The sequence below is a fragment of the Paenibacillus konkukensis genome (genome assembly GCF_023523925.1).
Lineage (GTDB): Bacteria > Bacillota > Bacilli > Paenibacillales > NBRC-103111 > Paenibacillus_S > Paenibacillus_S doosanensis.
Map to the genome: position 1 here is coordinate 5,019,652 of NZ_CP027059.1, position 21,468 is coordinate 5,041,119.

The 21,468-nt window shown below is 56.6% G+C and carries 17 protein-coding genes; 10 read left to right on the forward strand and 7 right to left on the reverse strand.

What is annotated here, in order from left to right:
• Positions 1-36: 36 nt before the first annotated feature.
• Together SK3146_RS22005 and SK3146_RS22010 are read right to left on the reverse strand one after the other, a co-directional pair.
• Positions 37-369 (reverse strand): ArsR/SmtB family transcription factor, encoded by a 333-nt coding sequence (locus SK3146_RS22005; RefSeq protein WP_249860787.1) that lies wholly within the window; start codon positions 367-369, stop codon positions 37-39.
• A gap of 466 nt (positions 370-835) precedes the next feature.
• Complete coding sequence (locus SK3146_RS22010; protein WP_249860788.1) at positions 836-1,684, reverse strand: helix-turn-helix domain-containing protein; 849 nt, start codon at positions 1,682-1,684, stop codon at positions 836-838.
• Between the two features lie 102 nt (positions 1,685-1,786).
• On the opposite strand from SK3146_RS22010, the gene SK3146_RS22015 reads away from it, so the two are divergent.
• Together SK3146_RS22015 and SK3146_RS22020 are read left to right on the forward strand one after the other, a co-directional pair.
• Positions 1,787-2,854, forward strand: a complete 1,068-nt coding sequence (locus SK3146_RS22015) for a Gfo/Idh/MocA family protein (protein WP_249860789.1) — start codon at positions 1,787-1,789, stop codon at positions 2,852-2,854.
• Positions 2,855-2,889: 35 nt separating this feature from the next.
• A complete protein-coding gene (locus tag SK3146_RS22020) occupies positions 2,890-3,747 on the forward strand; it encodes a sugar phosphate isomerase/epimerase family protein (protein ID WP_249860790.1) in 858 nt (285 codons plus the stop codon).
• A gap of 153 nt (positions 3,748-3,900) precedes the next feature.
• Here the strand turns inward: SK3146_RS22020 and SK3146_RS22025 are convergent, their stop codons facing one another.
• From SK3146_RS22025 to SK3146_RS22035, 3 genes are all read right to left on the reverse strand, one after another.
• Complete coding sequence (locus SK3146_RS22025; protein WP_310943947.1) at positions 3,901-4,308, reverse strand: YkvA family protein; 408 nt, start codon at positions 4,306-4,308, stop codon at positions 3,901-3,903.
• A 16-nt stretch (positions 4,309-4,324) separates the two neighbouring features.
• A complete protein-coding gene (locus tag SK3146_RS22030) occupies positions 4,325-4,801 on the reverse strand; it encodes a hypothetical protein (RefSeq protein WP_249860792.1) in 477 nt (158 codons plus the stop codon).
• 128 nt (positions 4,802-4,929) lie between these two features.
• Positions 4,930-5,718: an MBL fold metallo-hydrolase gene (locus SK3146_RS22035; RefSeq protein WP_249860793.1), complete on the reverse strand. Its 789-nt coding sequence runs from the start codon at positions 5,716-5,718 to the stop codon at positions 4,930-4,932.
• A gap of 142 nt (positions 5,719-5,860) precedes the next feature.
• On the opposite strand from SK3146_RS22035, the gene SK3146_RS22040 reads away from it, so the two are divergent.
• Genes SK3146_RS22040 through SK3146_RS22050 form a run of 3 tightly spaced genes read left to right on the forward strand, consistent with a single transcriptional unit; the run spans position 5,861 to position 9,923 of the window.
• A complete protein-coding gene (locus tag SK3146_RS22040; RefSeq protein WP_249860794.1) occupies positions 5,861-6,481 on the forward strand; it encodes an NUDIX hydrolase in 621 nt (206 codons plus the stop codon).
• Positions 6,482-6,502: 21 nt separating this feature from the next.
• Complete coding sequence (locus SK3146_RS22045; RefSeq protein ID WP_249860795.1) at positions 6,503-8,326, forward strand: cache domain-containing sensor histidine kinase; 1,824 nt, start codon at positions 6,503-6,505, stop codon at positions 8,324-8,326.
• A complete protein-coding gene (locus SK3146_RS22050) occupies positions 8,319-9,923 on the forward strand; it encodes a helix-turn-helix domain-containing protein (protein ID WP_249860796.1) in 1,605 nt (534 codons plus the stop codon). The genes SK3146_RS22045 and SK3146_RS22050 overlap by 8 nt, the downstream gene beginning before the upstream one ends.
• Positions 9,924-10,037: 114 nt before the next feature.
• Here SK3146_RS22050 and SK3146_RS22055 read toward each other — a convergent pair whose 3' ends face one another.
• Entirely contained in the window at positions 10,038-10,382 is a 345-nt protein-coding gene (locus SK3146_RS22055; protein WP_249860797.1) for a winged helix-turn-helix transcriptional regulator, read from the reverse strand.
• A 207-nt stretch (positions 10,383-10,589) separates the two neighbouring features.
• Between SK3146_RS22055 and SK3146_RS22060 the strand changes: the two genes are divergently transcribed.
• Positions 10,590-11,609, forward strand: a complete 1,020-nt coding sequence (locus tag SK3146_RS22060) for an NADH:flavin oxidoreductase/NADH oxidase (protein ID WP_249860798.1) — start codon at positions 10,590-10,592, stop codon at positions 11,607-11,609.
• A 679-nt stretch (positions 11,610-12,288) separates the two neighbouring features.
• Here the strand turns inward: SK3146_RS22060 and SK3146_RS22065 are convergent.
• Positions 12,289-12,597, reverse strand: a complete 309-nt coding sequence (locus SK3146_RS22065; RefSeq protein WP_249860799.1) for a hypothetical protein — start codon at positions 12,595-12,597, stop codon at positions 12,289-12,291.
• Positions 12,598-12,803: 206 nt separating this feature from the next.
• On the opposite strand from SK3146_RS22065, the gene SK3146_RS22070 reads away from it, so the two are divergent.
• The 4 genes from SK3146_RS22070 (at position 12,804) to SK3146_RS22085 (ending at position 21,455) form a co-directional block, all read left to right on the forward strand.
• On the forward strand, positions 12,804-14,876 hold the full coding sequence (locus SK3146_RS22070; protein ID WP_249860800.1) for a putative thiazole-containing bacteriocin maturation protein: 2,073 nt from the start codon (positions 12,804-12,806) through the stop codon (positions 14,874-14,876).
• Positions 14,873-16,813, forward strand: coding sequence for a TOMM precursor leader peptide-binding protein (locus SK3146_RS22075; RefSeq protein ID WP_249860801.1), 1,941 nt, complete (start codon positions 14,873-14,875; stop codon positions 16,811-16,813). Before SK3146_RS22070 ends, SK3146_RS22075 begins: the two co-directional genes overlap by 4 nt.
• 38 nt (positions 16,814-16,851) lie before the next feature.
• The gene (locus SK3146_RS22080; RefSeq protein ID WP_249860802.1) at positions 16,852-18,504 is read left to right on the forward strand and encodes a SagB family peptide dehydrogenase; all 1,653 of its coding nucleotides are present in this window, start codon (positions 16,852-16,854) and stop codon (positions 18,502-18,504) included.
• A gap of 617 nt (positions 18,505-19,121) precedes the next feature.
• Positions 19,122-21,455: a helix-turn-helix domain-containing protein gene (locus tag SK3146_RS22085; protein WP_249860803.1), complete on the forward strand. Its 2,334-nt coding sequence runs from the start codon at positions 19,122-19,124 to the stop codon at positions 21,453-21,455.
• Positions 21,456-21,468 lie beyond the last annotated feature (13 nt).

Sequence of the window (21,468 nt, forward strand, 5' to 3'; positions counted from 1 at the left end):
ACGCTTGGTATCCGGCAACCGGCTGCAGCCGGCCGGCTAATCGTGGCTGGCGTGATGAATCGCTTCGCTCAGCAAATCCATCACGTGCTCGTCATCATGCGAATAATATAATGTAGTTCCGGCTCTGCGAAATTTCACCAGGCGCAGATTTTTCAGAAAGCGCAGTTGATGCGACACGGTCGATTGCAGAAGAGACAGCTCTTCGGCGATTTCGTTAACCGAGCATTCTTTTTGCGACAATAAATATAAAATGCGAATGCGCGTCGTATCCGACAGCGCTTTGAACGTCTGGGACACCATGAACAAGGTTTCTTCGTCCAGCGAACGGACATTTGAATCCGGTCCTTGCGGCCGATCGAATGTTTCCATAAATGTACCTCCATAAATGAGCGTATGAATATATGAGTATATGTTCATATAGTATTCCAGGAAGGAGGAATTTGTCAATGGCAAACGCCCTTTATGTCGATAATAAGAATCGTTACGTTTTACGGAGGCAAGGCGGTTGATGCCGTCCGCTTTGCAGCGGGATGGATGAGGGCTTGCAAACAGACGTCTACGCGTACAGAGTACAGAGTCGTATATTAGAATGTGCCATTTTGGGAAATATCATGAGAGGATACCGGCAGGATAATGGGGGGAACTAAAAGCCTGGTGAAAAAAGAGCGGAGGGGCCATTTGAATCTGGAAAAGCGTAAGCGTTCGCCTTTGAAAGCGGATTCTCTCCACATAAAAGCGAAAAAATAATTCCAAAGAATCCGATTTCACCCGTTTCGCGGAAGGAAGCTGTCCGGGCGGTTAGCGCGATTTTTACCGAACAGCGCTTTGTACCGCCTCATACGGTGCCGCGGAACAGCTTCGGCGATACGCCGACGAACTTTTTGAACAGGCGGGAAAAATAAAACACGTCGTGATAACCGAGGGACGCGGCGATTTCCTTGAGCGACTGATCCGTATTGAGCAAAATGTTCTTCGCCTCGGCCATCTTCAGACGATGCACATATTCGTTAAGCGGGTAACCGGTATACTTGCTGACGATCCGCCTCAGAGTCGGAAATGAAATATGCTGCCTTTCGCACAGCTCCCCGGCATCGAAGGAACGATATACATAATCCGAAATCGCTTCGATCAGGCCGAGCGCATTTTCGGCTTTCGTTATTTTGGGGGGAGTTTCAGAGCTCATGATCAAGTCCAGCAGCATCGCTTCGACCAGCAGCGCCGCCCTGTCGATATTGTTCGGAATGCCGGTTTCCATCAGCATGAAAATCCGGTTAATCTTCGTGAGCTGTTCTTCTTCGGTGTTGCGGACCCTATCCGGCTCGGTGAGCCATGTGTCCAGCCACTCCTGAATGCGCTTTCCTTCGATAGTGAAGTAATGCTCGTCCCAATGCTCGTTTTCACCGGGACCGTAATCGAACACAGCCCCCGGATAAAGCAGAAAGAAGCTCCCCTGCCGCACCGTCTGATTCTCGCCGCGGTTCACCCGGTACGTTCCCGAGCCCCCGGAAATATAGACGATAGCCCAGTAAGTGAAGGTCGCTTGACTCCGGTAATGGATTCTGGCGGGAATATGCCCGACGTTAATCAAGTGAAGCGATTTTACTTTCAGGATGCTTTGATCTACTTTGAGATCGACGATGCGAATCGGTTGTCGACTGATCTTATAATCCATGTAACTGATCATGGCATGCATTCCTTCTTTGAATCAATCATGATAGTTTGATTATATAGTTCATTATTCATTTGCTCAAGCGAGCAGCCGATCATAAGGGAGGACGGATTCAAATTGACCAAGCTAAATGTAGGAGTTATCGGAGCAGGCTCGATCTCGGAATTGCATTTGCAAGCGTATCAAAAGCTCGGCGATGCGGTGCAAATTTATGCGATTTGCGATTTGAATCAGGCGAGAGCGCAGGAAAAGGCGGAGAAGTACGGGGCTTCCGAGGTATATGACGATTATCGCAAGCTGCTCGCCGACCCCAAGGTCGACGCGGTTAGCGTCTGCACCTGGAACAACACGCATGCCGAGATCAGCATCGCGGCTCTGCAGGCAGGGAAGCATGTATTGGTGGAAAAGCCGTTATGCCGTACGGTAGAAGAAGCGCTGAACGTTCAGCAGGCGGTTCGGGAATCCGGCAAGGTGCTCCAAGTCGGTTTCGTGCGCCGCTACGACGCCAACGCGCAGCTGATGAAGAGCTTTGTCGATAACGGGGAGCTCGGCGACATTTATTATGCCAAGGCTTCATGCATTCGCCGCTTAGGCAACCCGGGCGGATGGTTTGCGGACAAGGAACGCTCCGGCGGCGGTCCGCTTATCGATATCGGGGTGCATGTCATCGACATATGCTGGTATTTGATGGGCCGGCCGAAGGTTGTCTCCGTCAGCGGCAACACCTACCGGAAGCTGGGCAACCGGGCGAACGTCCGGAACTTGTCCTTCTACAAGGCCGCCGATTATGACGCCAGCCAAAATACCGTCGAGGATATGGCCAATGCGCTTATCCGCTTTGATAACGGAGCTTCGCTGATGGTCGACGTCAGCTTTACGCTGCATGCCAAGCAGGACGAAACCGTGGTGAAGCTGTTCGGCGATAAAGGCGGTCTTGAGCTCGAACCGGCGATGCATCTCGTATCCGAGAAGCACGACACGATACTGAATATTACGCCGCAAACCGACCAGAAGGGGCTTAACGTAACGGCGGCGTTCCAGAACGAAATCCGCTTCTTTATCGACAGCTGCGCTGCCGGCAAGGAGCCGATCAGCCCTGTGGAAGACGGCGTGGAATTGATGAAAATATTATGCGGCATTTACGAATCGGCCGAGACGGGCCGCGAAGTCCGATACGATAACTAATAGCCCGGGATAGGGGTAAGGGAGGAACATGCGCCATGAAGCTAGGTTTAAGCTCATATAGCTTGGTACGCGCGATTCGGTCGCAGCAAATGGATATTCTCGGGGGGATCGATTGGATTGCGGAGAACGGCGGGGAGCATGTCGAAATCGTGCCTATCGGCTTCAGCCTGACGGACAATCCTGAGCTGATCGATGCGATACGGGAGAAGGCCGCCGCGGCGGGCATCGAGGTGTCGAATTATGCGATCGGGGCCAATTTTATTACCGAGACGCGCGAGCAATACGAGAGCGAGATCGAGCGCGTGAAGCGCGAAGTGGATATCGCTCACGGGCTTGGGGTGAAGCGGATGCGCCATGACGTTGCTTCCCGCAAGGATAATTCCATCATCCGCTTCCAGGAGGATCTGGAGCCGCTGGCTTCGGCGTGCAGACAGATTGCCGATTATGCGGCGCAGTACGGCATTGTCACCAGCGTGGAAAACCACGGCTACTATATTCAAGCCAGCGACAGGGTTCAGGCGCTGATTCATGCGGTCGACCGCCCGAATTTCCGGACGACGCTGGACATCGGCAACTTCATGTGCGCCGACGAAAATTCGGTCGTTGCGGTGCAAAAGAATATGCCGTACGCCTCGATGGTTCATGTGAAAGATTTCTATTGGCGTCCGGCTCATCTGAATCCGGGTCCGGGCTGGTTGCAGACGGCGGGAGGCAACCATCTGCGCGGCGCGATCGTCGGGCACGGCGATATCGATATGCGCCAGGTGCTCGGCATCGTGAAGCGCTCCGGCTACGACGGCTACATATCCGTCGAGTTCGAGGGAATGGAAGACTGCATAGCCGGTTCGAAGATGGGGTTGGATAATGTGCGCAGATTATGGGATGAAGTATAGCGAAAGCGCTCATTTTCTAAAAGGCGACGAGTGAGCCGGTCCCCGCACCTGAAGCGATCAAGTCTCCATGCACGCTGATTCAGCGGGTAGGGAGGCTTGTTTTGCATTGTTGAACGATCGAGGGAACAGAACTCTGCCGAAGAGACGCTCCCGTTAACTTGGCTTGTCCTCCGCTTTCCCTAGCCTGGCGTCGATCGCCGTCAGATCGCCTTCGGCATCTGGGCCGAACCAAGCGGTAACTTTGCTGCGCGCTTTGGCTTTTATGTCGGCGTCGATATACATGGCAATGGTCAGCAGAGCGCCGACCAGAACGCCGAGGTCGTCTCCGAAGCCGATACCCGGCGTAATGTCCGGTATCGCATCGAGCGGGCTGATGAAATAGCCGAGCGCCCCCATAATGACGGCCTTCGCTTTCATCGGCACCTTCGGGCTTTGCAGCGCATAGAACAGGAGCAGCGCGGCGTATACGGCTTTGCCGCCCGCTTTTTTGGCGAATTTCTTCATCTTCAGCCAGAACGAATCGTCGGAATATTGTTTGATATACTTGGTTTGATCCTGCACCGGGACTCCTCCTCCGTTATGATCCATCGCCGTATTTGCGCTTCCATTGGTCTTGCCATTCCCGGAAGCTTAGGCCGGTGACTTCTTCCAGCGTTTTGCCGTCCAATGAATATACGGCCCCGGCTAGCCCCGTCGCATCGGGAAACGAATATCCTCCTATTACCTTGCCGCCGGACAGCATAATATAAACGTTCGTGTTTACACGGTAGATATTTTCCAGCGGATGTCCCTTTACGGTGAAGGCATAAATCAATATGTCTTGGCCGAAATAATCCTCGGGCCGGGCCGTTTGCACTCCCCATGACTGCCGATAAGGCAGCGTTGAAGTTTCTCCGTACAGCTTGGCGCGATCCAGCGTATATTTCTCTACAAGGCCGCGGACTTTCGTTACTTTATATCCTTGCGATTGAACATACCGCTTGGCGGTTTGGGAGCCAGGGTCGCTGTCGCGGCTGCAGGCTGCGGCGCAGGCCAGCAGCAGGCTTATGATCAAACATAATGCAGCGAGATTCCTCATAGACTTCCCCTTTGCCTCGTCTTCTTGCATGAATGACGGCGCGCCGGCAAAGAAAGTTGCATCATATTCGTAAATTTATACGGCCGCGGAAGCCATCTCGCTCCTTATGACGGCTCCAGCTCGATCGTAAGACCCGTTTGCGCAAGCGAAACGAACGATGGTAGGGGATAGCTTCGGGCAAGGTCCACCCCGTGGGACATATGAGTGAAAATGACCCGCCCAGGAGAAATTTCGCTTATAAGCTCCAGCGCCTCGACCATATCGTAGACGGAGCGGGTCGCGGGAGCGGCTTCTTCCTTGTAAAAATTGGTGCCCAAAATGAGCAGCTGCAGTCCGAACAGCGGGGCTTTCTCTTCGTCGCTCAGACGTATCGAGTCGGGACAGTATACGAACGCATAGGAGGGACCGGCGGTCCGTTCGAACCGATAGGCGTAAGAGTATCCGTTCTTGCCATGGCATACCCGCCAAGGACGGATGCGCCAATGCTCCCATTGCAGGCCGCCCGCGCAGTCGTGAAATTGAAGCTGGTTTTGCAGCCAGGGAAACTGCTTCTGGATCGTCTGCAGCACCTCCAGCGGAGCGTAGAGCCGGCCTTTGCGCTTCAGCCAGCGGCAGGCGTCGGCCCATTCCGGCAGCCCGCCGATATGATCGAAATGCGCGTGAGTGATCAGCACCCGCTCTACGAAACGCTTGCCCGCGCGTTCCATCTGACCGCGCCAATCCGGCCCGCAGTCGACGAGCAGCTCGCTGTCTCCCGCATGCAGCATAATAGAGGAACGGTACCGCCGGTTACTACCGGCCCCTCTCGCTTCGTCGCATATATCGCAGGAGCAATATACCCGCGGAACGCCCATCGAATCTCCCGTTCCCCAGAATGTTACCGAATCTTTCATGCATAACTCTCCCGTATGAATGCGATTTTTTCCAGAATAACAGGAAATGGATGGATCAACAAGCGGATTCCTGAACCTCCCGATTGACGCTTGGCGCATCTGCCTCTACAATAATACCCAAAGTATGAAGGAGGAATGGAGCATGGCGGAGGATACAAGAGGCATCGACTGGGCCAAGCGGATTCAGGCGATTGCCCAGGCCGGGTTAGCCTATTCCAGGGACGCTTTCGATCTGGAGAGGTTTGAGGAATTGCGCTCCATCAGCGTCGAAATGATGGCTGCTTATTCGGGACTGGATATTCGGCAGGTAAATCATCTTTTTGCCGGTGAAAGCGGTTACGCTACGCCGAAAGTGGATATTCGCGGAGTCGTCATTCGCGACGGGAAAATTTTACTGGTACAGGAGAAGAACGACGGAGGGTGGTCTTTGCCGGGAGGCTGGGCGGATATCGGGCTGTCGCCGCGGGAAATCGTCGTGAAGGAGGTTAAGGAAGAGTCCGGCTACGACGTCGCTCCGGTAAGGCTGCTGGCGGTGCTGGACCGCAATAAGCATCCTCACCCGCCTCATGCCTACGACATCTACAAAATTTTCATCCAATGCGAATTGACAGGCGGCCAGGCGCGGGCGAGCATCGAAACGAGCGACGTCGGGTTCTTTGCCCCTGACGATTTGCCGCAGCTGTCGACCGACCGAATTACCGAATCGCAGATCGAGCTGCTGTTCCGGCAAGTGCGCGAGCCCGGCGAAGCGGTCTTCGATTAATCGGCGGGAGGGTATCGGGTTATGGCAAGCCGGCTGCTGGCACGCTTTCATCACTTTCTGCTCGGGACGAGCCTGCAAAACAAGCTCATCATATTTTTTCTTCCGCTCGCCATCATTCCCTTGTCGATATTAGGAACCTTTTCCTATTACAAATCCTCGCAGGTCGTACAGACGCAGGTTTGCCAAACGATTCTGGAGAGCCTGTCCCAGGTTAACTACAGCCTGAACTATTTTGTTAAAGATATCGAACAATTAACGATGTATATTTACAGCAACCGCGAGATTCAGGACGTGCTATCGAAGAGCTCGGACCGCCCGCTGGCGGAGAAGCATCAGGATGAGAAACGGATTCAGGATTTGCTTGAAACGTTCCTCGGCTTCAAAAGCTGGAATATTGCGATTTATTTGCTGGGAGAGAACGGCGACCGCTATTTTACGGGAAATTTGCTGCCCAGCCAGTATGACGATTACAACGTCAACTGGGGGCTGTTCCGCAAAATGAGCCTGGCCGGCGGCAATGTTGTCTGGGATACCCACTACAGCATGAAGAAGACGGAGGACTTCGGCATCGTTCTAAGCAGCGGCAGGCTGCTGAAGAAGATCGAGACCAGCCAGCCGCTCGGCTATATGATCGTCGATATTATGGAGAACGCTCTGGCGGATAAATACAATAAGGCGCATTTGCAGCCGGGAGGGCAAATGCTGCTTCTCGACCGGGGCGGCTACGTCATCTCCAGCACCCCGTCCAAGCATATCGTCGGTACGAAGCTGAACGAGCCTTATCTCGATCAGGTGCTGGCAGGCAGCAAAGGCTTCTTCGAGCTGCAGGGCGTTAGCGGTGCGCCGCCGGCGATGGTCGTCTACGATACGTCGGAGATGACGGGCTTCAAGCTGGTCAGCGTAGTGCCGATAGAGATGCTGACCAAGGAAAGCAGCAGCATCAGAAATCTGACACTGTACGTCATCATCTGCTTCGGGATCGTTACGTTCTGGCTCGCCTACGTGCTGTCGGTGACGATTACGAAGCCGCTGCGCAAGCTTAAGTCGCTGATGTACTTGGTCGAGAACGGCAATATGGATGTCGCTTTTCCGTCCAAATACCGGGATGAGGTAGGACAGCTTGGCCTCAGCTTCAACAAGATGCTGCTTCGCATCAAGCAGTTGATCGACGAAGTGTACAAGAAGCAGCTGATGGTGCAGGAGGCGGAGATCAAGGCGATTCAGGCGCAGTTCAACCCGCATTTTCTGTACAATGCGCTCGACTCCATCAACTGGATGGCTCGCATCCACAAGCTGCCCGACATCAGCCAGACGGTCGTTTCGCTGGGCGAGCTGCTGCGCTTCAGCATTCGCAAAGGCCAGCCGTTCATTCAAGTGAAGGAAGATATGCAGCAGATCCGCAACTTTCTCGTCATTCAAAAAATGCGGTACGGCGATAAGCTCGAAGCCGAGCTGGAGATCGATGAGGAGATCGAGCCGCTGTATACGCTGAAGCTGCTGATTCAGCCGCTCGTGGAGAATGCGGTGACGCACGGTCTTGAGGTCAAACCGGGCAAAGGGCATCTGTCGATCCGCGGTCGGCGCGTCGGCGACAAAGTGCGCTTTGAAGTGAGCGATGACGGAGCAGGTATGCCCCGGGAGCGGGTGGAGCGGATATTAAGCGGCAAATATGAAGCGCCGGACGGGCGCAGCACCGGCATCGGGCTGGAAAACTTGCGCAAGCGGCTGGAGCTGTATTTCGGCGGCAGGTACCGCCTGGACATTCGGAGCGAAGAAGGACAAGGAACGACCGTTACGGTCGAAATTCCCGTCATGCGGACAGCAGGAGAGGATCAACATGTATAAGGTGTTTCTTGTGGAGGATGAATGGCTCGTTCTGCAAGGGCTGAAGCTGACGATTCCCTGGGAGGAGCTGAACTGTGAAATTATCGGCGAAGCATCTGACGGCCGGACGGGAGCCGAGCTGATTTTGACGGCCAAGCCGGATATTGTGCTTACGGATATCCGCATGCCCGCGATGGATGGGATTCAGTTAGCGGAGCAGGTCGCGGCGGGGCTGCCCGGGATCAAGATCGTATTCCTTACCGGCTTTGACGATTTCGCCTACGCGCAGAAGGCGGTAAAGCTGGGGGCGGCGGACTTCGTGCTCAAGCCGACCAATGCGGACGAGCTCATTCAAGTGATCGGGAGGATCACGTCTCAGCTGGATACGGAGCGCAGCCGGCGTTCGTTTCAAGAACGGCTGGAGCACCGGGCCAAGTTGGAGCATCCGCTAATTATGGAGAAGATGCTGTACGAGTTGATGCAAGATTATGCCGGACCGACGCTGAAGGAGCTGTTTCTCGAGTATGGGGAATGGTCGGAAGCGGGGGCGGAAGGAGACGGATTTCCTCCTTACCGGCTGCTGTTGATACAACTGGACGGTCTATGCCGCGAGTCCGCGGAGCGCGAGAGACAGCTGGAGCAGGTGAGGGAACAGGCTCAGGAGCTTTCAGCGCTCCCGGTCGTCCGCATGAGCGAGAACCGCTATGCGCTTATTGCGAATCGCCGTACCGGCCGCGAGGCGCTGATGGAGGCTGCGGCAGCGCTGCTTAGGCGGCTGCCGGTTTTAACGCGAAGCTATGTAATAGGGGTCAGCGCTCTGTTCACCGCCGGCATCGAGTCGCTTCCGGCGGCTTATCAGCAAGCGATGCGCGCGTTGTATCAGACCGTCTTTCTCGGCCGGGAGACATGGATATGGTATGAAGATATCGAGAGAGAGCAGGCGGACGAGCCGGGGAGCGAAGACGCCGTTCAAGAATGGATCGATCTGGTAAAATGGGGCCATGCGGCGTCGATTGAAGCCCATACGGCGGCATGGTATTCTCGTCTGCTTCACCGTTATCCGGACGGTCTGGAGGCGCGAAGACGCTTCTTCGAATTTATCGTCGCGCTGTATTCGGCGCTGCTGCGCGATCATGAGCTGCGCGAAATCGTGCTGGGGAGCGATTTTCTCCTCGCCTTCGCCGAACGGCTGGAGCATACGCTGGAACGTTCGCTGGAGCTGCTTTGCGCCATGCTGGCCGAATGGAACGGGCTGTTGGCGGAGCAGGGCGAAACCCGGAAGAAAAGCGGCTTCGAGGAGATCGAAGCGTTCATCCAAAGCCATTATGCCGAAGATATTACGCTGCAAGGCATCGCCGAGCGTTATCATATGAGCGAGAGCTATTTCAGCCGGTTGTTCAAAAAGCAGGTCGGCACGAGCTTCCTTGAGTATGTAACGATGATTCGGGTGCGGCAAGCGAAGGAGCTGCTGGCAAATCCGCGGCTGAAAATTTATGAGGTTTCCCTGCAGGCAGGCTATCAGGATTCCAGGTATTTCAGTCAAATATTCCGCAAGTATACGGGGGAGACGCCGACCGAATTCCGCAAGCGGCTCGGTATTGAGCCGCTGCCGCTCTAAACCGGGGATATAAGCCGGGCGTATCCCGGCTGCCGCTTGGCGGTGCTGCCTGCATACCTGCAAACGATCAACGGGCAGGGGCGCCAAGAAGCCGGCGTCCGGGAGGCGATGCGGTCAGAGCGTCAGTCCGAATCGCTTCAGCTCGATAAATATTTGCTCCAGCTTTTTCCCCTTGTCGGTGAGCCGATACTCTACGCGCGGCGGAACCTCCGGATATACGGTGCGGGTGACGAGCCCGTGCTCCTCCAACTCGCGGAGGCGCAGTGACAACGTCTTCGGGCTGATCCCGTCCAGACATTTCAGCAGATCGCTAAACCTCATCGTTCCTTCGATCAACAAATCGCGGATAATTAGAAACGTCCATTTGGTTCCAATCACTTCTATCGCTTTGACGATGGGACAAATGTCCCCGAGCGTCCCTTTGGTCAGCGCTAGCGGCTGCTCACAACCCGGTTCCACAGGCATCGTTCCTTTTCATAAGATGGATTGAAACCAACTATAGCACAAAACTATCTTTTCGGAAACTATGTGTATAAAATGTCACTACTTCCGTAAATGAAGTATATGTGTATATAATGTCTACGTGAAAAACAAACTGATGACAGAGCAGATTTTAGATAATAAACCATTCGGATGGTTAACTAAACGATGAGGAGAGACATGTGTATGCCGAGTTTATCTTCTTCTTTTTCCCTCAAGGGCCTGCAATTAAAAAATCGCGTGGTTATGCCGCCGATGTGCCAATATTCAGTAGAGGCCAAAGACGGTATTCCGACGGATTGGCATTTCGTGCATTACGTCTCCAGAGCGGTAGGCGGAACGGGCTTGATCATCATGGAAATGACGGATGTCGAGCCGGACGGACGTATTACGGATTACGATCTCGGATTGTGGTCGGACGATCAAATTCCCGCCTTCAGGCGCATTATTCAAGAGGTGCAGAAGTACGGCGCCAAAATCGGCATTCAGATTGCCCACGCCGGGCGTAAGGCGGAAGATGCGGAGATTCCTGTAGGCCCTTCGAATATTCCGGTCAGCCCTGAATTCAAAACACCGCGCGCACTGACTACGGACGAGGTCAAGGCGATGGTCGTCAAGTTCAAGGAAGCTGCCGTACGGGCTGTAGAAGCCGGCGTCGATACGATCGAGCTGCACGGAGCCCACGGCTATCTGATTCACCAGTTCCACTCCCCGGCGATTAATAACCGGACGGACGAATACGGTCAGGACTTGGCCCGATTCGGAGTCGAAATCATTCAGGCGGTTAAAAGCGTTATGCCGGAGAATATGCCGCTCATTATGCGCATATCTGCGGTTGAATATATGGACGAAGGCTACGATCTCGGCCATAGCATTGAAATCAGCAGGCGGTACAAGGAAGCGGGCGTCGACATGTTCCATGTCAGCTCCGGCGGAGAAGGGCCTTCCGGCTCCAGAAAGCCGGGCAATTATCCGGGCTATCAGGTTCCGATGGCGCGCGCGATCAAGCTGGCTCTGAGCGTTCCGGTAATTGCGGTAGGCATTCTTGAGGACGCCAAGCTGGCCGAAGCGACCGTCGCTAATGAGGACGCCGATTTGGTGGGCGTTGCCCGCGGCATGCTGCGCGATCCGTACTGGGCTGCGCATGCGATTAGGGAAACAACCGGCCAGGTTGCTGCGCCGCGACAATACGAAAGAGCTTATTGAAGCTTGCTGCAAATTTTAGTAAATAATGGTAGACGTGCGGCGATTGTTATGGTAATCTATAAGCAATAATCCGGAAGCACCGGTCGGAAAAGGTCCGTTGGCGGCATATGTCGCAGGCGGGCCTTTTTTGTTGTTAAGGAAATGATACGCAGCCATATCCTGTGGATATCCGGGTGCTCCCCCGAAAGGAATGTCTACCCATAGAACGATCCAGAGGAAGGGTTAAACGCCGATCCAGCTTAGGCTGGATGCGGACGGAATAAGCTTCAGAGCATCACGTCACTTTTGGGGGATTGGTTCTTGCCATTGTATGAAATATGAAAACGATATGTTTTGACGGGCCAACGGGTTCTGACGGAAGCTGGCGGACGCGGTGGTTTTTTTTGTACTGCCGCTCGTCGTTTTCCAATCGGACGGATTGCTCGAAGCGCACAGGCGGCAATAAAGCCGCGATGTCGTGGATGACGCCGCTAACGGAAAAATAGGCAGTTGAATCAGTAACAACAGCGGATGCCGATTCATATGTTGTCATGGAGTATTCGATGAGCGCCGTCGATCCCGCGAGAACAAACGCAGCTGAGCGGCTCGCCCAAAAGAAACCGGATTCAGCTTCGCTTTTGGGGGCCTTTGTTCTTTTCTATTCCTAATGCAGAGTACTCTGTCGGCGTGACCACTTAACCTACGGAGGATGGTACAAATGGGAGATTTCAAAAAGGATTTGCAAAAGCTGAACGTTTCCGATATCAAAGGGGGAGCGGTCAACTCTTGGAACGGCCAAAATCAGCAGGATACAAGAACCTGGCATACATGGTACAACTGCCATAATTGTCACAATTGCCATAACTGTTATACCTGCCATAACTGCCACAACTGTCATACCTGCCACAATTGTCACAATTGCCATAACTGTCATACCTGCCACAATTGTCACAATTGCCATAACTGTCACACCTGCCATAACTGCCACAATTGCCATAACTGTCATCATTCATAAGCCGCCGATCCAGCGAAAAGCATACGATGCTGCCGAAGGCTCTGCTTACGCATGTCATTTCATGCGGCGGCAGAGCTTTTTGGCGGTCGCATCGGTTTAACGGAGCAAGTCCCGTTTGCCATTTGACATGAAGGACAAGAACCTTACATAAAATGACATGTAGAACATACGGCCCGATGATGAGCTGGAGGAGGAGTACGATGGTTCAGCTAAATCCTTCTATGCGACTGAAAGTGAACCGAGATACGTTCGTGATGCCGGAGCCCGGAGGCAGCGTCTACGTTCGGAACAACGCACGCTCCTTCCGGATGGAAGGGGAAGCCGCCGATCAGTGGCTGGAGAAGCTGCTGCCGGTATTTAACGGCGAGTACACGCTGGGCGAACTGACCGACGGTCTCGCGGAGCCTTATATCATCCAGGTGTATAGCATTGCCGCCATGCTGCATGAGAACGGTTTTGTACGCGATGTTAGCGGCGATAAGCCGCATCGGCTGCCTGAAGCGATTCGGGAGCGATACGGCTCCCAGATCGAATTTATCGAGCAGTTTACCGATTCGGGAGGATTCCGGTTTCAGAAGTACAGACAGACTCGTGTGCTTGTTATCGGGAACGGGGAGATGCTGGCCGCTCAGACGGCGGCGCTGCTGTACTCCGGCTTGCCCCGCTTTCGCGTGCTGATCGGCGATTCGAAGACGACCGAGCGAAGGCGGCTGGAGGAGCTGGCTGCGCATGCCCGCCGGTCGGACCCTGAGGTTGACGTGGAGCTGACGGAACCCGGCGGCGGGGAGCTGCCCTCCTGGAAGGAGGCCGTCCAAGGCTTCGAAGCGGTCGTATACGCAGCCCGGACGGATGATCCGGAGGAACTGCGCAGGGTTCATGCCGCTTGCCGCGAGGAGGGCAAGCTATTCGTTCCCGCGGTATGTCTGCCGCAGATCGGATGGGCGGGCCCGCTGGTGCATCCGGCGGCGGATGCTTGCTGGGAATCGGCTTGGCTCCGGCTGCATCGCTCGGTGACGGAGCGAGACCCCCGGCAGCACGGTTATTCTTCGACCGCCGGCGCTTTGCTGGCGAATATTGCGGCCTTCGAATTGTTTAAGCACGTGACGGAAGCCGGGCCGCGCAGGTCGAGCGGATCGGGCCAATGTTATCTGCTCGATCTGGAGACGCTGGAGGGGGCCTGGCATCCGTTCCTGCCCCATCCGCTCGCGACAGGGACACTGGGCTCGATGCTCATGAAAGACTGGGAGCAATGGCTGGAGGAGAAGAGCGAGCCGCAGCCGGGAGTGTGGCTGGCTTGCTTCGGCCGAATAACGTCCAAGGCATTCGGCGTGCTGGACAGCTGGGACGAAGAAGAGCTTGTCCAGCTTCCGCTGGCGGTTTGCCGCGCGCAGGCGGCCGACCCGTTGTCGGATGGGCCGTCGGAGCTGCTGCCGTCCGTGCTCTGCGCCGGGCTGACGCATGAAGAAGCGCGCAGGGAAGCGGGCCTGGCGGGAGTGGAGGCTTACGCGGCGCGATGGACGGAGGTGTCCGGCGCCGGGCGGTTTGCAGGCAAGGAGCCGGACATTACGGCGATTGCGGCGGAGACGGCTGAGCTTATCGGCGTCGGTGCCGGAGAGACGGCGGCGGAAGCGATCTCCCGCGGCCTGTATAAACGGCTGTCCGCGGAGCTCGGCCGCCGGCTTGACGCCTCGCCGGTCGCGATCGCCCCGGCGCAGCCGGATGCGGTAGAGGATGCCCGCTGCCGATTTTATTTTCAAGCGATCTCCCTTATGGGGGGAGCGCCGCAGCTTGGGATCGGCGAGGAGCTGTACGGGTTTCCGGTCGTGTGGGTTCGCTCGGGCGACCGGTGGTACGGGAGCACGGGCCTCAATCGAACCTTGGCGCTGCGCGAGGCGCTGAAGCGGGCGGCCCTCGCCCGGCAGTGCGAGGAGAATTGTTCGGCGGGCGAGACGGTGTCCCGGAATCAGCCGCAAGAGCCGCCGATCGGGGAACAGGCGCAGCATCCTGCGCAGGAAGGCGGGCGGCTTCAGGGTCCGGCGCCGGTTCAAGTAAGATCGGACCGGGCGGTCCATATCAAGCCGGACGAACCGCTTCGGCTTGCCGTTCCGCCTGCGGAGGACGGGGATACCGCCGCCATCCTGCATTCGGCCTTGCACGTGCTGAACAGGCAGGGGCTGCGGCTTGAGGTCATCGACATGGCGGTGGAGCCGTTTATGCGAGAAGGGCTTGCCGGTGTGGTCGGCATCCTGCTGCGTGGGGAGGAGATGCGGTGAGCGCACTTGTTGTCATTGTAGGCGAGGGGCAGCTGGCGGACCTTGTCGCCGGCGATTTGGCCCGGTCTTTCCGGGTCGTCCGCCGGCAGAGCATAAGCGGCGGCATGGCCGGCGCCGATCTGGCGCTGACGCTGCACGACGGCTGGCAGCCGGGAATCCATCTGCGGGCGGAAGAGGAGCTGCCGCCCGCAGGAATTCCTTGGCTGCGCGCTTGCGTCTTGTTCGGCGAAGGCCTTGTCGGCCCGCTCGTCAAGCCGGGAGCGCCCGGCTGCTCGCAATGCGCCGATGCGAGGCTGCACATGGCCGGGCAGGACCGCCCGAGCATGTGGAGGCTGCGGCGCAAGCTGGCCGAAGAGGGCGGGACGGAGCGGGACGCTTGGGATGCCCGCGGCGGCATGCTGCAGCTGGCGCTGCTGACAGCGGCCCAGTCGCGCAAGGCGCTGGAACGGCCGGATGAAGCCGATTCCGGCCTGATGCATATCGTCAATATGCATACGCTGGCCATATCGCGGCACCGGGTGCTGCCCGATGCGCATTGCCCCGTGTGCAGCCGGATTCGGGACGACACGGAAGCGGCAGCCCGCATCACGCTGCAGCCGAATCCCAAGGAGCGGCCGGACAGCTACAGAATCCGTTCGATGGAGGAACTGAGGGACGCTCTTGCCGCCGATTATTTGGATTCGCGCACAGGGCTGCTCAATGCGGCGGTAACCGATCTCGTCTCTCCCTTCGCCGACGCCAGCGTTAATCTGCCGCTGATGAACGAAGATGTCGGCGCGGCCGGCCGGACGCATTCCTATGAGGCCAGCAGACTGACCGCCATGCTGGAAGGGCTGGAGAGATACTCCAGCATCCGGCCGCGAGGGAAGCGGACATCCGTCTATGGGAGCTATCAGGAGCTGCGGGAGCAGGCGCTGGACCCGGTGAAGACCGGCGTCCATTCCGCCGAGCAGTACGCTCTGCCCGGCTACCCGTTTCGGCCGTTCGATCCCGAAGCGCCCCTGCGCTGGGTCTGGGGTTACTCGTTTCTGCAGGAACGGCCGATTCTCGTGCCGGAGTCGCTGGCGTATTACGGCTCGGGAGGCGGGCAGAGCTTTGTGTTTGAGTCGTCCAACGGCTGTGCGTTAGGGGGAAGTCTGGAAGAGGCGGTGCTGCACGGCATTCTTGAGGTAGCCGAGCGGGATGCGTTTCTGATGACTTGGTATGCGCGTCTTCCTTTGCCGCGGCTCGATCTGTCGACTGCGGGCGATGCGGAGCTGAATCTGATGCTTGCGCGGCTCGAAGCGGTGGCGGACTTCGACGTGCGGTTCTATAACGCGACGATGGAATACGGCATTCCTAGCGTCTGGGGAATCGCCGTGAACCGCAAGCGGCAAGGCTTGCGGCTCTTGTGCGGGGCCGGTGCGCATCCGGACCCGGTGCGGGCGGTCAAAGGCGCCGTGCACGAGCTGGCCGCTATGGCGCTGAACCTCGGGCCGAAGCTTGCCGGGGATTTGGAACGCTACGAGGCAATGCTTCGCGATTCTTCCTTGGTCGCAAGGATGGAGGATCATTCCTTGCTCTACGGCTTGCCCGAGGCGCAGGAGCGGCTCGGATTTCTGCTGGACGACAGCCGTCCGGCGCGTTCGTTCGCGGCGGAATTCCCCGCCAAGAAGATCTATGCCGATTTGACGGATGAGCTGAGAGCGCTATTGCGGTCGCTCGGGCGTAGACAGCTTGACGTCATTGCGGTGGACGTCACCGCTCCGGAAATCGCCCGCAACGGACTTTTCTGCGTAAAAGTGCTGATCCCGGGGCTGATTCCGATGACATTCGGGCATTCGTTCACGCGCCTGACCGGGCTGGAACGCTTATTGACCGTACCGGCGGAGCTGGGTTACGCAGATAGGCCGCTCACGCCGGATCAGCTTAACGAATTCCCGCATCCGTTTCCGTAAACGGCAGGCGAACCGCGGGAACGAAGGAGGCGTTTGCGATGAATCGGCTGGATGCATTTATGCACGATCTGCATTTCCATATCGACCGGACGAAGCCGCCGGACCGCGTCGTCGATTGGGAAGACGGACCGCTGGCTTTTAAGCTGTACCGCGGTCTGCCGGTTTTTCCGCTTGCGGCGGACATCCCTCTCTCCATAGCCGCGGAAGGCGCAAACGCGCCGGGGCGACGGATCGGCCTGCGTTCGCTCGGCCATCTGCTATGGTATGCCTACGGGCTCACGGAGCTGTCCCATTCGGTGCAGAGCTCCTTTTCCTCCGGGACGGATCTGTTCCAGATGTATCGCCGGTTCGCCCCTTCCGGGGGAGCCTTGTATCCGAGCGAGCTGTACGTCTATTTGAAACTGGATACTTTGCCGGCGGGCGTATATCACTACGATGCGGCACATCACCGGCTAGTGCTGCTGAGGGAAGGAGACTGCGACGCTTTCCTGCAACGGGCTTTGGGGGAGCGGTTTGAACGGTCCCGCTGCTGCGGCGCCGCCTTCGTCTCGGCGATGTTCTGGAAAAACTTCTTTAAATACGACAGCTTTGCGTACCGGCTGCAGGGGCTCGATGCGGGAACGATGATCGGACAGCTGCTTGAAGCGGCCGAACGCTTCGGCGTAGCTACGGCAGTCCATTTTCAATTCGCGGACCGCGCGATTCATCATTTGCTCGGATTATCCGAGCTTGAGGAAAGTGTCTATGCGGTGGTTGCTTTATCGGATGCGCCGGCTCCGTGTCCGCCGTGTCTGGGAACGGAGCCGGAGGAGCGCGGCGGGTCAGATCGGTCAGGACGCTCCGAACGGCAGAGCGAGGACGGGCGGTCTGCGGAAGCATGGTACCGGGAGCTGCCGCCTGTCAGTCACGAGCATTATGTCCGCTCGAAGAGGATCAAGCCTTACCCGCTGCTGCTGGAGATGAACGAAGCGTCGATGCTGGCGTCGGTTTCCGCACCGGCGCTGGAGGCTTTCGCCCGGCCTCCGGCCGCACGGCGCAAGCTACCGGGCATAGAAGGCGTGGTGCGGCTTCCCGCGGCGGAGCGCCTCGCCTACGATTGGGCGGCGGCGAGCCGGAGGCGGTTCTCGCCCGACACCGATTTCGCGCTCGGGCCCGTTTCCTTGGGGCAGCTCTCCGCGCTGCTGCGCGAAACGGCGGCATCGCTGCGCTGCCGCTGCGATCTTGACGGCGGCGTTTTGCAAGAGCAGCCCAGGCTTAGCTTGTACGTATGTCTTCACCATGTGGAAGGGATAGAAGACGGAGCTTATGTTTACGACATCCCCGAGCATGCGCTCGTAGCCGTCCGGGAGGGCGATCTCAGACTGTGGCTGCAGATCGGGATGAATTCGGACAATGTGAATTTGCTGCAGGTTCCGCTTGTGTTTCATGTGGCGGGTGACCGCAACCATTATACGCAAGAGCTGGGGTACCGCGGATACCGCATTCAGCAGATGGAGGCGGGGATGCTCGTTCAGCGGCTGCTGCTGGCCGCTTCGGCTCTGGGGCTTGGAGGACATCCGCTGCTTGATTATGACGCCAGGCTGTGCGACGAGCTGTACCGGCTGCCGGCCGAGGGACTGACGAGTCTGATTCAAGTCCCGATCGGTCCTTATCGCCCGTGTCCCAAACTGGCGGGAGGCCTGCACGGCTAAAACATCGAAGGGGAGCCGCCGGAGAGGGCTCCCCGCCAAATATCTGAAGCCGCTTCGAAGCCAAAGCCCCGCTATGCGGGGTTTATTTATTGTTTAGGAAATGATGCGCAGCCATATCCTGTGGAAATCCGGGGGCACCCCCGAAAGTAAAGTCTACCCATAGAACGATCCCAGAGGAAGGGTTAGACGCCGATCCAGCTTAGGCTGGATGCGGACGGAATAAGCTTCAGAGCATCACGTCACTTTTGAGGGATTTGTTCCGCGTGTGCGTGCGTTTAAGCGGCGCCGCCGTCGATCGAGGAACGCCGGCTCCTCTTTTTTTCGTAAATACAAGGCTGAAAATGCTCCGGCAGACGGTGAATCGCAATTTTAGCTTTCGGTAACCGCGTAGGGCAAGGTATACTAAAGAGGAACAGCATGTTGATTCGGCCTAATAAGATAAGGCTCGCCGCATGACAAACAGTAAGCGTTTGCATGTGCCTGCGGGGGACTCGCCGCCGCCGGAAAATGTCGAAACGTGACGTAATAAGCCGACGGTCAAGGCGGAAGCGTCCGCTTCGACGGGGGAACGGACGAGCGCTTATCGTCAATAATATTTCTACTTGGAGGTAAACCTTATGCTAAGGAGAAACGGGGCTAACCGTACGAGAGCCAGACATCGGTTATTTGCGCGCCTTCTCATCCCATATTTGGTCTTCCTGATGCTGGCGATCATGATCGGGCTGATCATTTATCAGAAGACGATCGTTCTGATTGAGAAGGAAGCTACTGCCAGTCATATGAATTTGCTGGAGCAGAGCAAGGACATTCTCGACCGGAGACTTGAGGAGCTCGCTTCCATAGCGCAGCAGCTGGCGGCCGATACGCGCATTATGCAATTTCAATCCGTGACCGATCCATACAAAGGGACGAACACGTTCCGGATTATGGATACGAACAAAAGCTTGTACGATTACAAGCTATCCAACAATTTTGTGTTCAACTACTACGTTTTGTTCAAAAACAGCGAGATGGTATTTACTCCCGGTGCAAGCTACTCGTTTGAGCATTTTTTTAACAGAGTAGCCAATTACAAAGGGATGAATTACACGAGCTGGTACGCCCTGATGTCGAGCGATTTCCACATGAGGAAGGTGCTTCCCGCCCAGGAAATCAGTATGGAAGGCGTCCCTTATTCTATGCTGACTTATATCCAATCGCTCGGTTACCCCGGCAACCCGCAGGGAGCCATCGCCATTATGGTCGATCAGCGGGAGATTCAAAAGCTGTTCCAGGGGCTGGATATTTCCAGCGGCGGCTGGGCTTACATTGTCGACAAGGAAGGTCAAATCATAAGCGCGCTGTCTCCCGGAGACGCTAACACGCTGCCGATCGAGCTCGGCAGGCTGGCCGGGGATCGAGGCGTCGTCGAGCAGAGGATTGACGCCAAGCCGATGATGGTCACTTATACGAAATCGTCCTACAACGGCTGGACCTATGTGGTGGGGCAGCCGACCGCCATCGCTCTGGGCAAAGTCCGGTATATCCAGAAGATCATCGTAACTTTTGCCTGCGTGTTTCTGCTCGCCGGCGTGCTGGCCGCCTATGTGCTTGCGTACCGCAACAGCAAGCCGCTGCGCGCGCTGATCAATACGATTATGGAGAAGACGGATGTGCTGCCGCAGCAAAGGGATGCCTTCGGCATCATCGGGGAGACGGTGAACGGGCTATTTCAAAATAACGACAAGCTTAAAGCGGAGATCAAGCAGCAGGTTCCCCTGCTGCGCGCGGCGTATTTCCAGCGGCTGTTGAACGGGCAATTCGTATCGTCGCGCGATTTCGACGCGCTGCTGAAGCATGTGGGGCTCGATCTGGTGGGCATGTCTTATCGGGTAGCGATCGTCCGCCTGCGCGGATTCGATAAAGGTTACAGCGACGATCTGCTGGAGGAGCTGGACAGGAGCCGGGTGCTTGCCAAAGAACTGCTGAGAAGGACGATGGACGAGGACGGCTTTGTCTGCGAAATCGGCGAGGATCAATTCGCCGTCCTGTTTACTTACAAGCTGGATGAGCGGGAGCCTTACAAGGCTTACGTCGAGGCGAGGCTGAAGGAAGCCAGAGATGAGATCGGCCTTCAGTTAAAGCTGCAGTCGGTCTATGGGGTAGGCGGCGCCTGCGACAGTCTGACCGGCATCTCCAGATCGTACGAGCAGGCGCGCGAAGCGTTAAACGCGCAGTTATGGAGCAACCAGGAAGGCGGCTTATGGTTCGACGAGCTCCCGGCGGATATGGCCAATTACTATCTTCCGCAGGATGTCGAGACCCGGCTCATCCATTTGGCGAAGGCGGGCGACCAGACCGAGGTTCAGCGGACGCTGGACGAGCTGTACCGCGAAAATTTCGAACTGAGGCAGCTGCCCATTGCCGTGATGAAGCTGTTTATTTTTGAAATGTGGGGATGTCTTGTCAAGCTGCTGCCGCAGATGGATCTGGACCAGCAGACGGCCTATAACCGGATGTCAGCGCTCAGCGGAGCGAACGAGTCCTATGAAAGCATGAGCAAGAGCTACCAGGCGATTCGCGATACGTTCCAATGGGTTTGCGAAAGCGCCAACGAGCATAAGAAGAGCCAGAACGTCGAGCTGATCGACAGCATTATCGGGCTGCTGCAGAGCTCCTATATGGACAGCGAGCTGTGCCTGGATGTCGTAGCCGACCGGATTCGCATCTCCAAGGTGTATTTATCGCAGTTTTTCAAGGAACAAACCGGGGTGAACTTTTCCGATTATTTGGAAAGCTTGCGGATGGACGAGGCCAAAGCGCTGCTGCAGACGACATCGCTAACGGTGAACGACATTTCCGACCGCGTCGGGTACAGCTCCTCCAACACGTTTTGCAGGGCGTTCAAACGTTTGCATGGGGTCAGTCCGACCGCTTTTCGCAAGCTGGTTTTGAAGAAGCTGCCGGGCTAAAGCCGGTTTTTGC

What these genes read in the sequence shown, in the direction of transcription:
- SK3146_RS22050 (WP_249860796.1), top strand. Translation starts at nt 8,319, where the DNA reads ATGTATAAGGTGTTTCTTGTGGAGGATGAATGGCTCGTTCTGCAAGGG.
- SK3146_RS22060 (WP_249860798.1), top strand. Translation starts at nt 10,590, where the DNA reads ATGCCGAGTTTATCTTCTTCTTTTTCCCTCAAGGGCCTGCAATTAAAA.
- SK3146_RS22085 (WP_249860803.1), top strand. Translation starts at nt 19,122, where the DNA reads ATGCTAAGGAGAAACGGGGCTAACCGTACGAGAGCCAGACATCGGTTA.
- SK3146_RS22040 (WP_249860794.1), top strand. Translation starts at nt 5,861, where the DNA reads ATGGCGGAGGATACAAGAGGCATCGACTGGGCCAAGCGGATTCAGGCG.
- SK3146_RS22065 (WP_249860799.1), bottom strand. Translation starts at nt 12,597, where the DNA reads ATGATGACAGTTATGGCAATTGTGGCAGTTATGGCAGGTGTGACAGTT.
- SK3146_RS22070 (WP_249860800.1), top strand. Translation starts at nt 12,804, where the DNA reads ATGGTTCAGCTAAATCCTTCTATGCGACTGAAAGTGAACCGAGATACG.
- SK3146_RS22020 (WP_249860790.1), top strand. Translation starts at nt 2,890, where the DNA reads ATGAAGCTAGGTTTAAGCTCATATAGCTTGGTACGCGCGATTCGGTCG.
- SK3146_RS22005 (WP_249860787.1), bottom strand. Translation starts at nt 369, where the DNA reads ATGGAAACATTCGATCGGCCGCAAGGACCGGATTCAAATGTCCGTTCG.
- SK3146_RS22045 (WP_249860795.1), top strand. Translation starts at nt 6,503, where the DNA reads ATGGCAAGCCGGCTGCTGGCACGCTTTCATCACTTTCTGCTCGGGACG.
- SK3146_RS22080 (WP_249860802.1), top strand. Translation starts at nt 16,852, where the DNA reads ATGAATCGGCTGGATGCATTTATGCACGATCTGCATTTCCATATCGAC.
- SK3146_RS22035 (WP_249860793.1), bottom strand. Translation starts at nt 5,718, where the DNA reads ATGAAAGATTCGGTAACATTCTGGGGAACGGGAGATTCGATGGGCGTT.
- SK3146_RS22010 (WP_249860788.1), bottom strand. Translation starts at nt 1,684, where the DNA reads ATGATCAGTTACATGGATTATAAGATCAGTCGACAACCGATTCGCATC.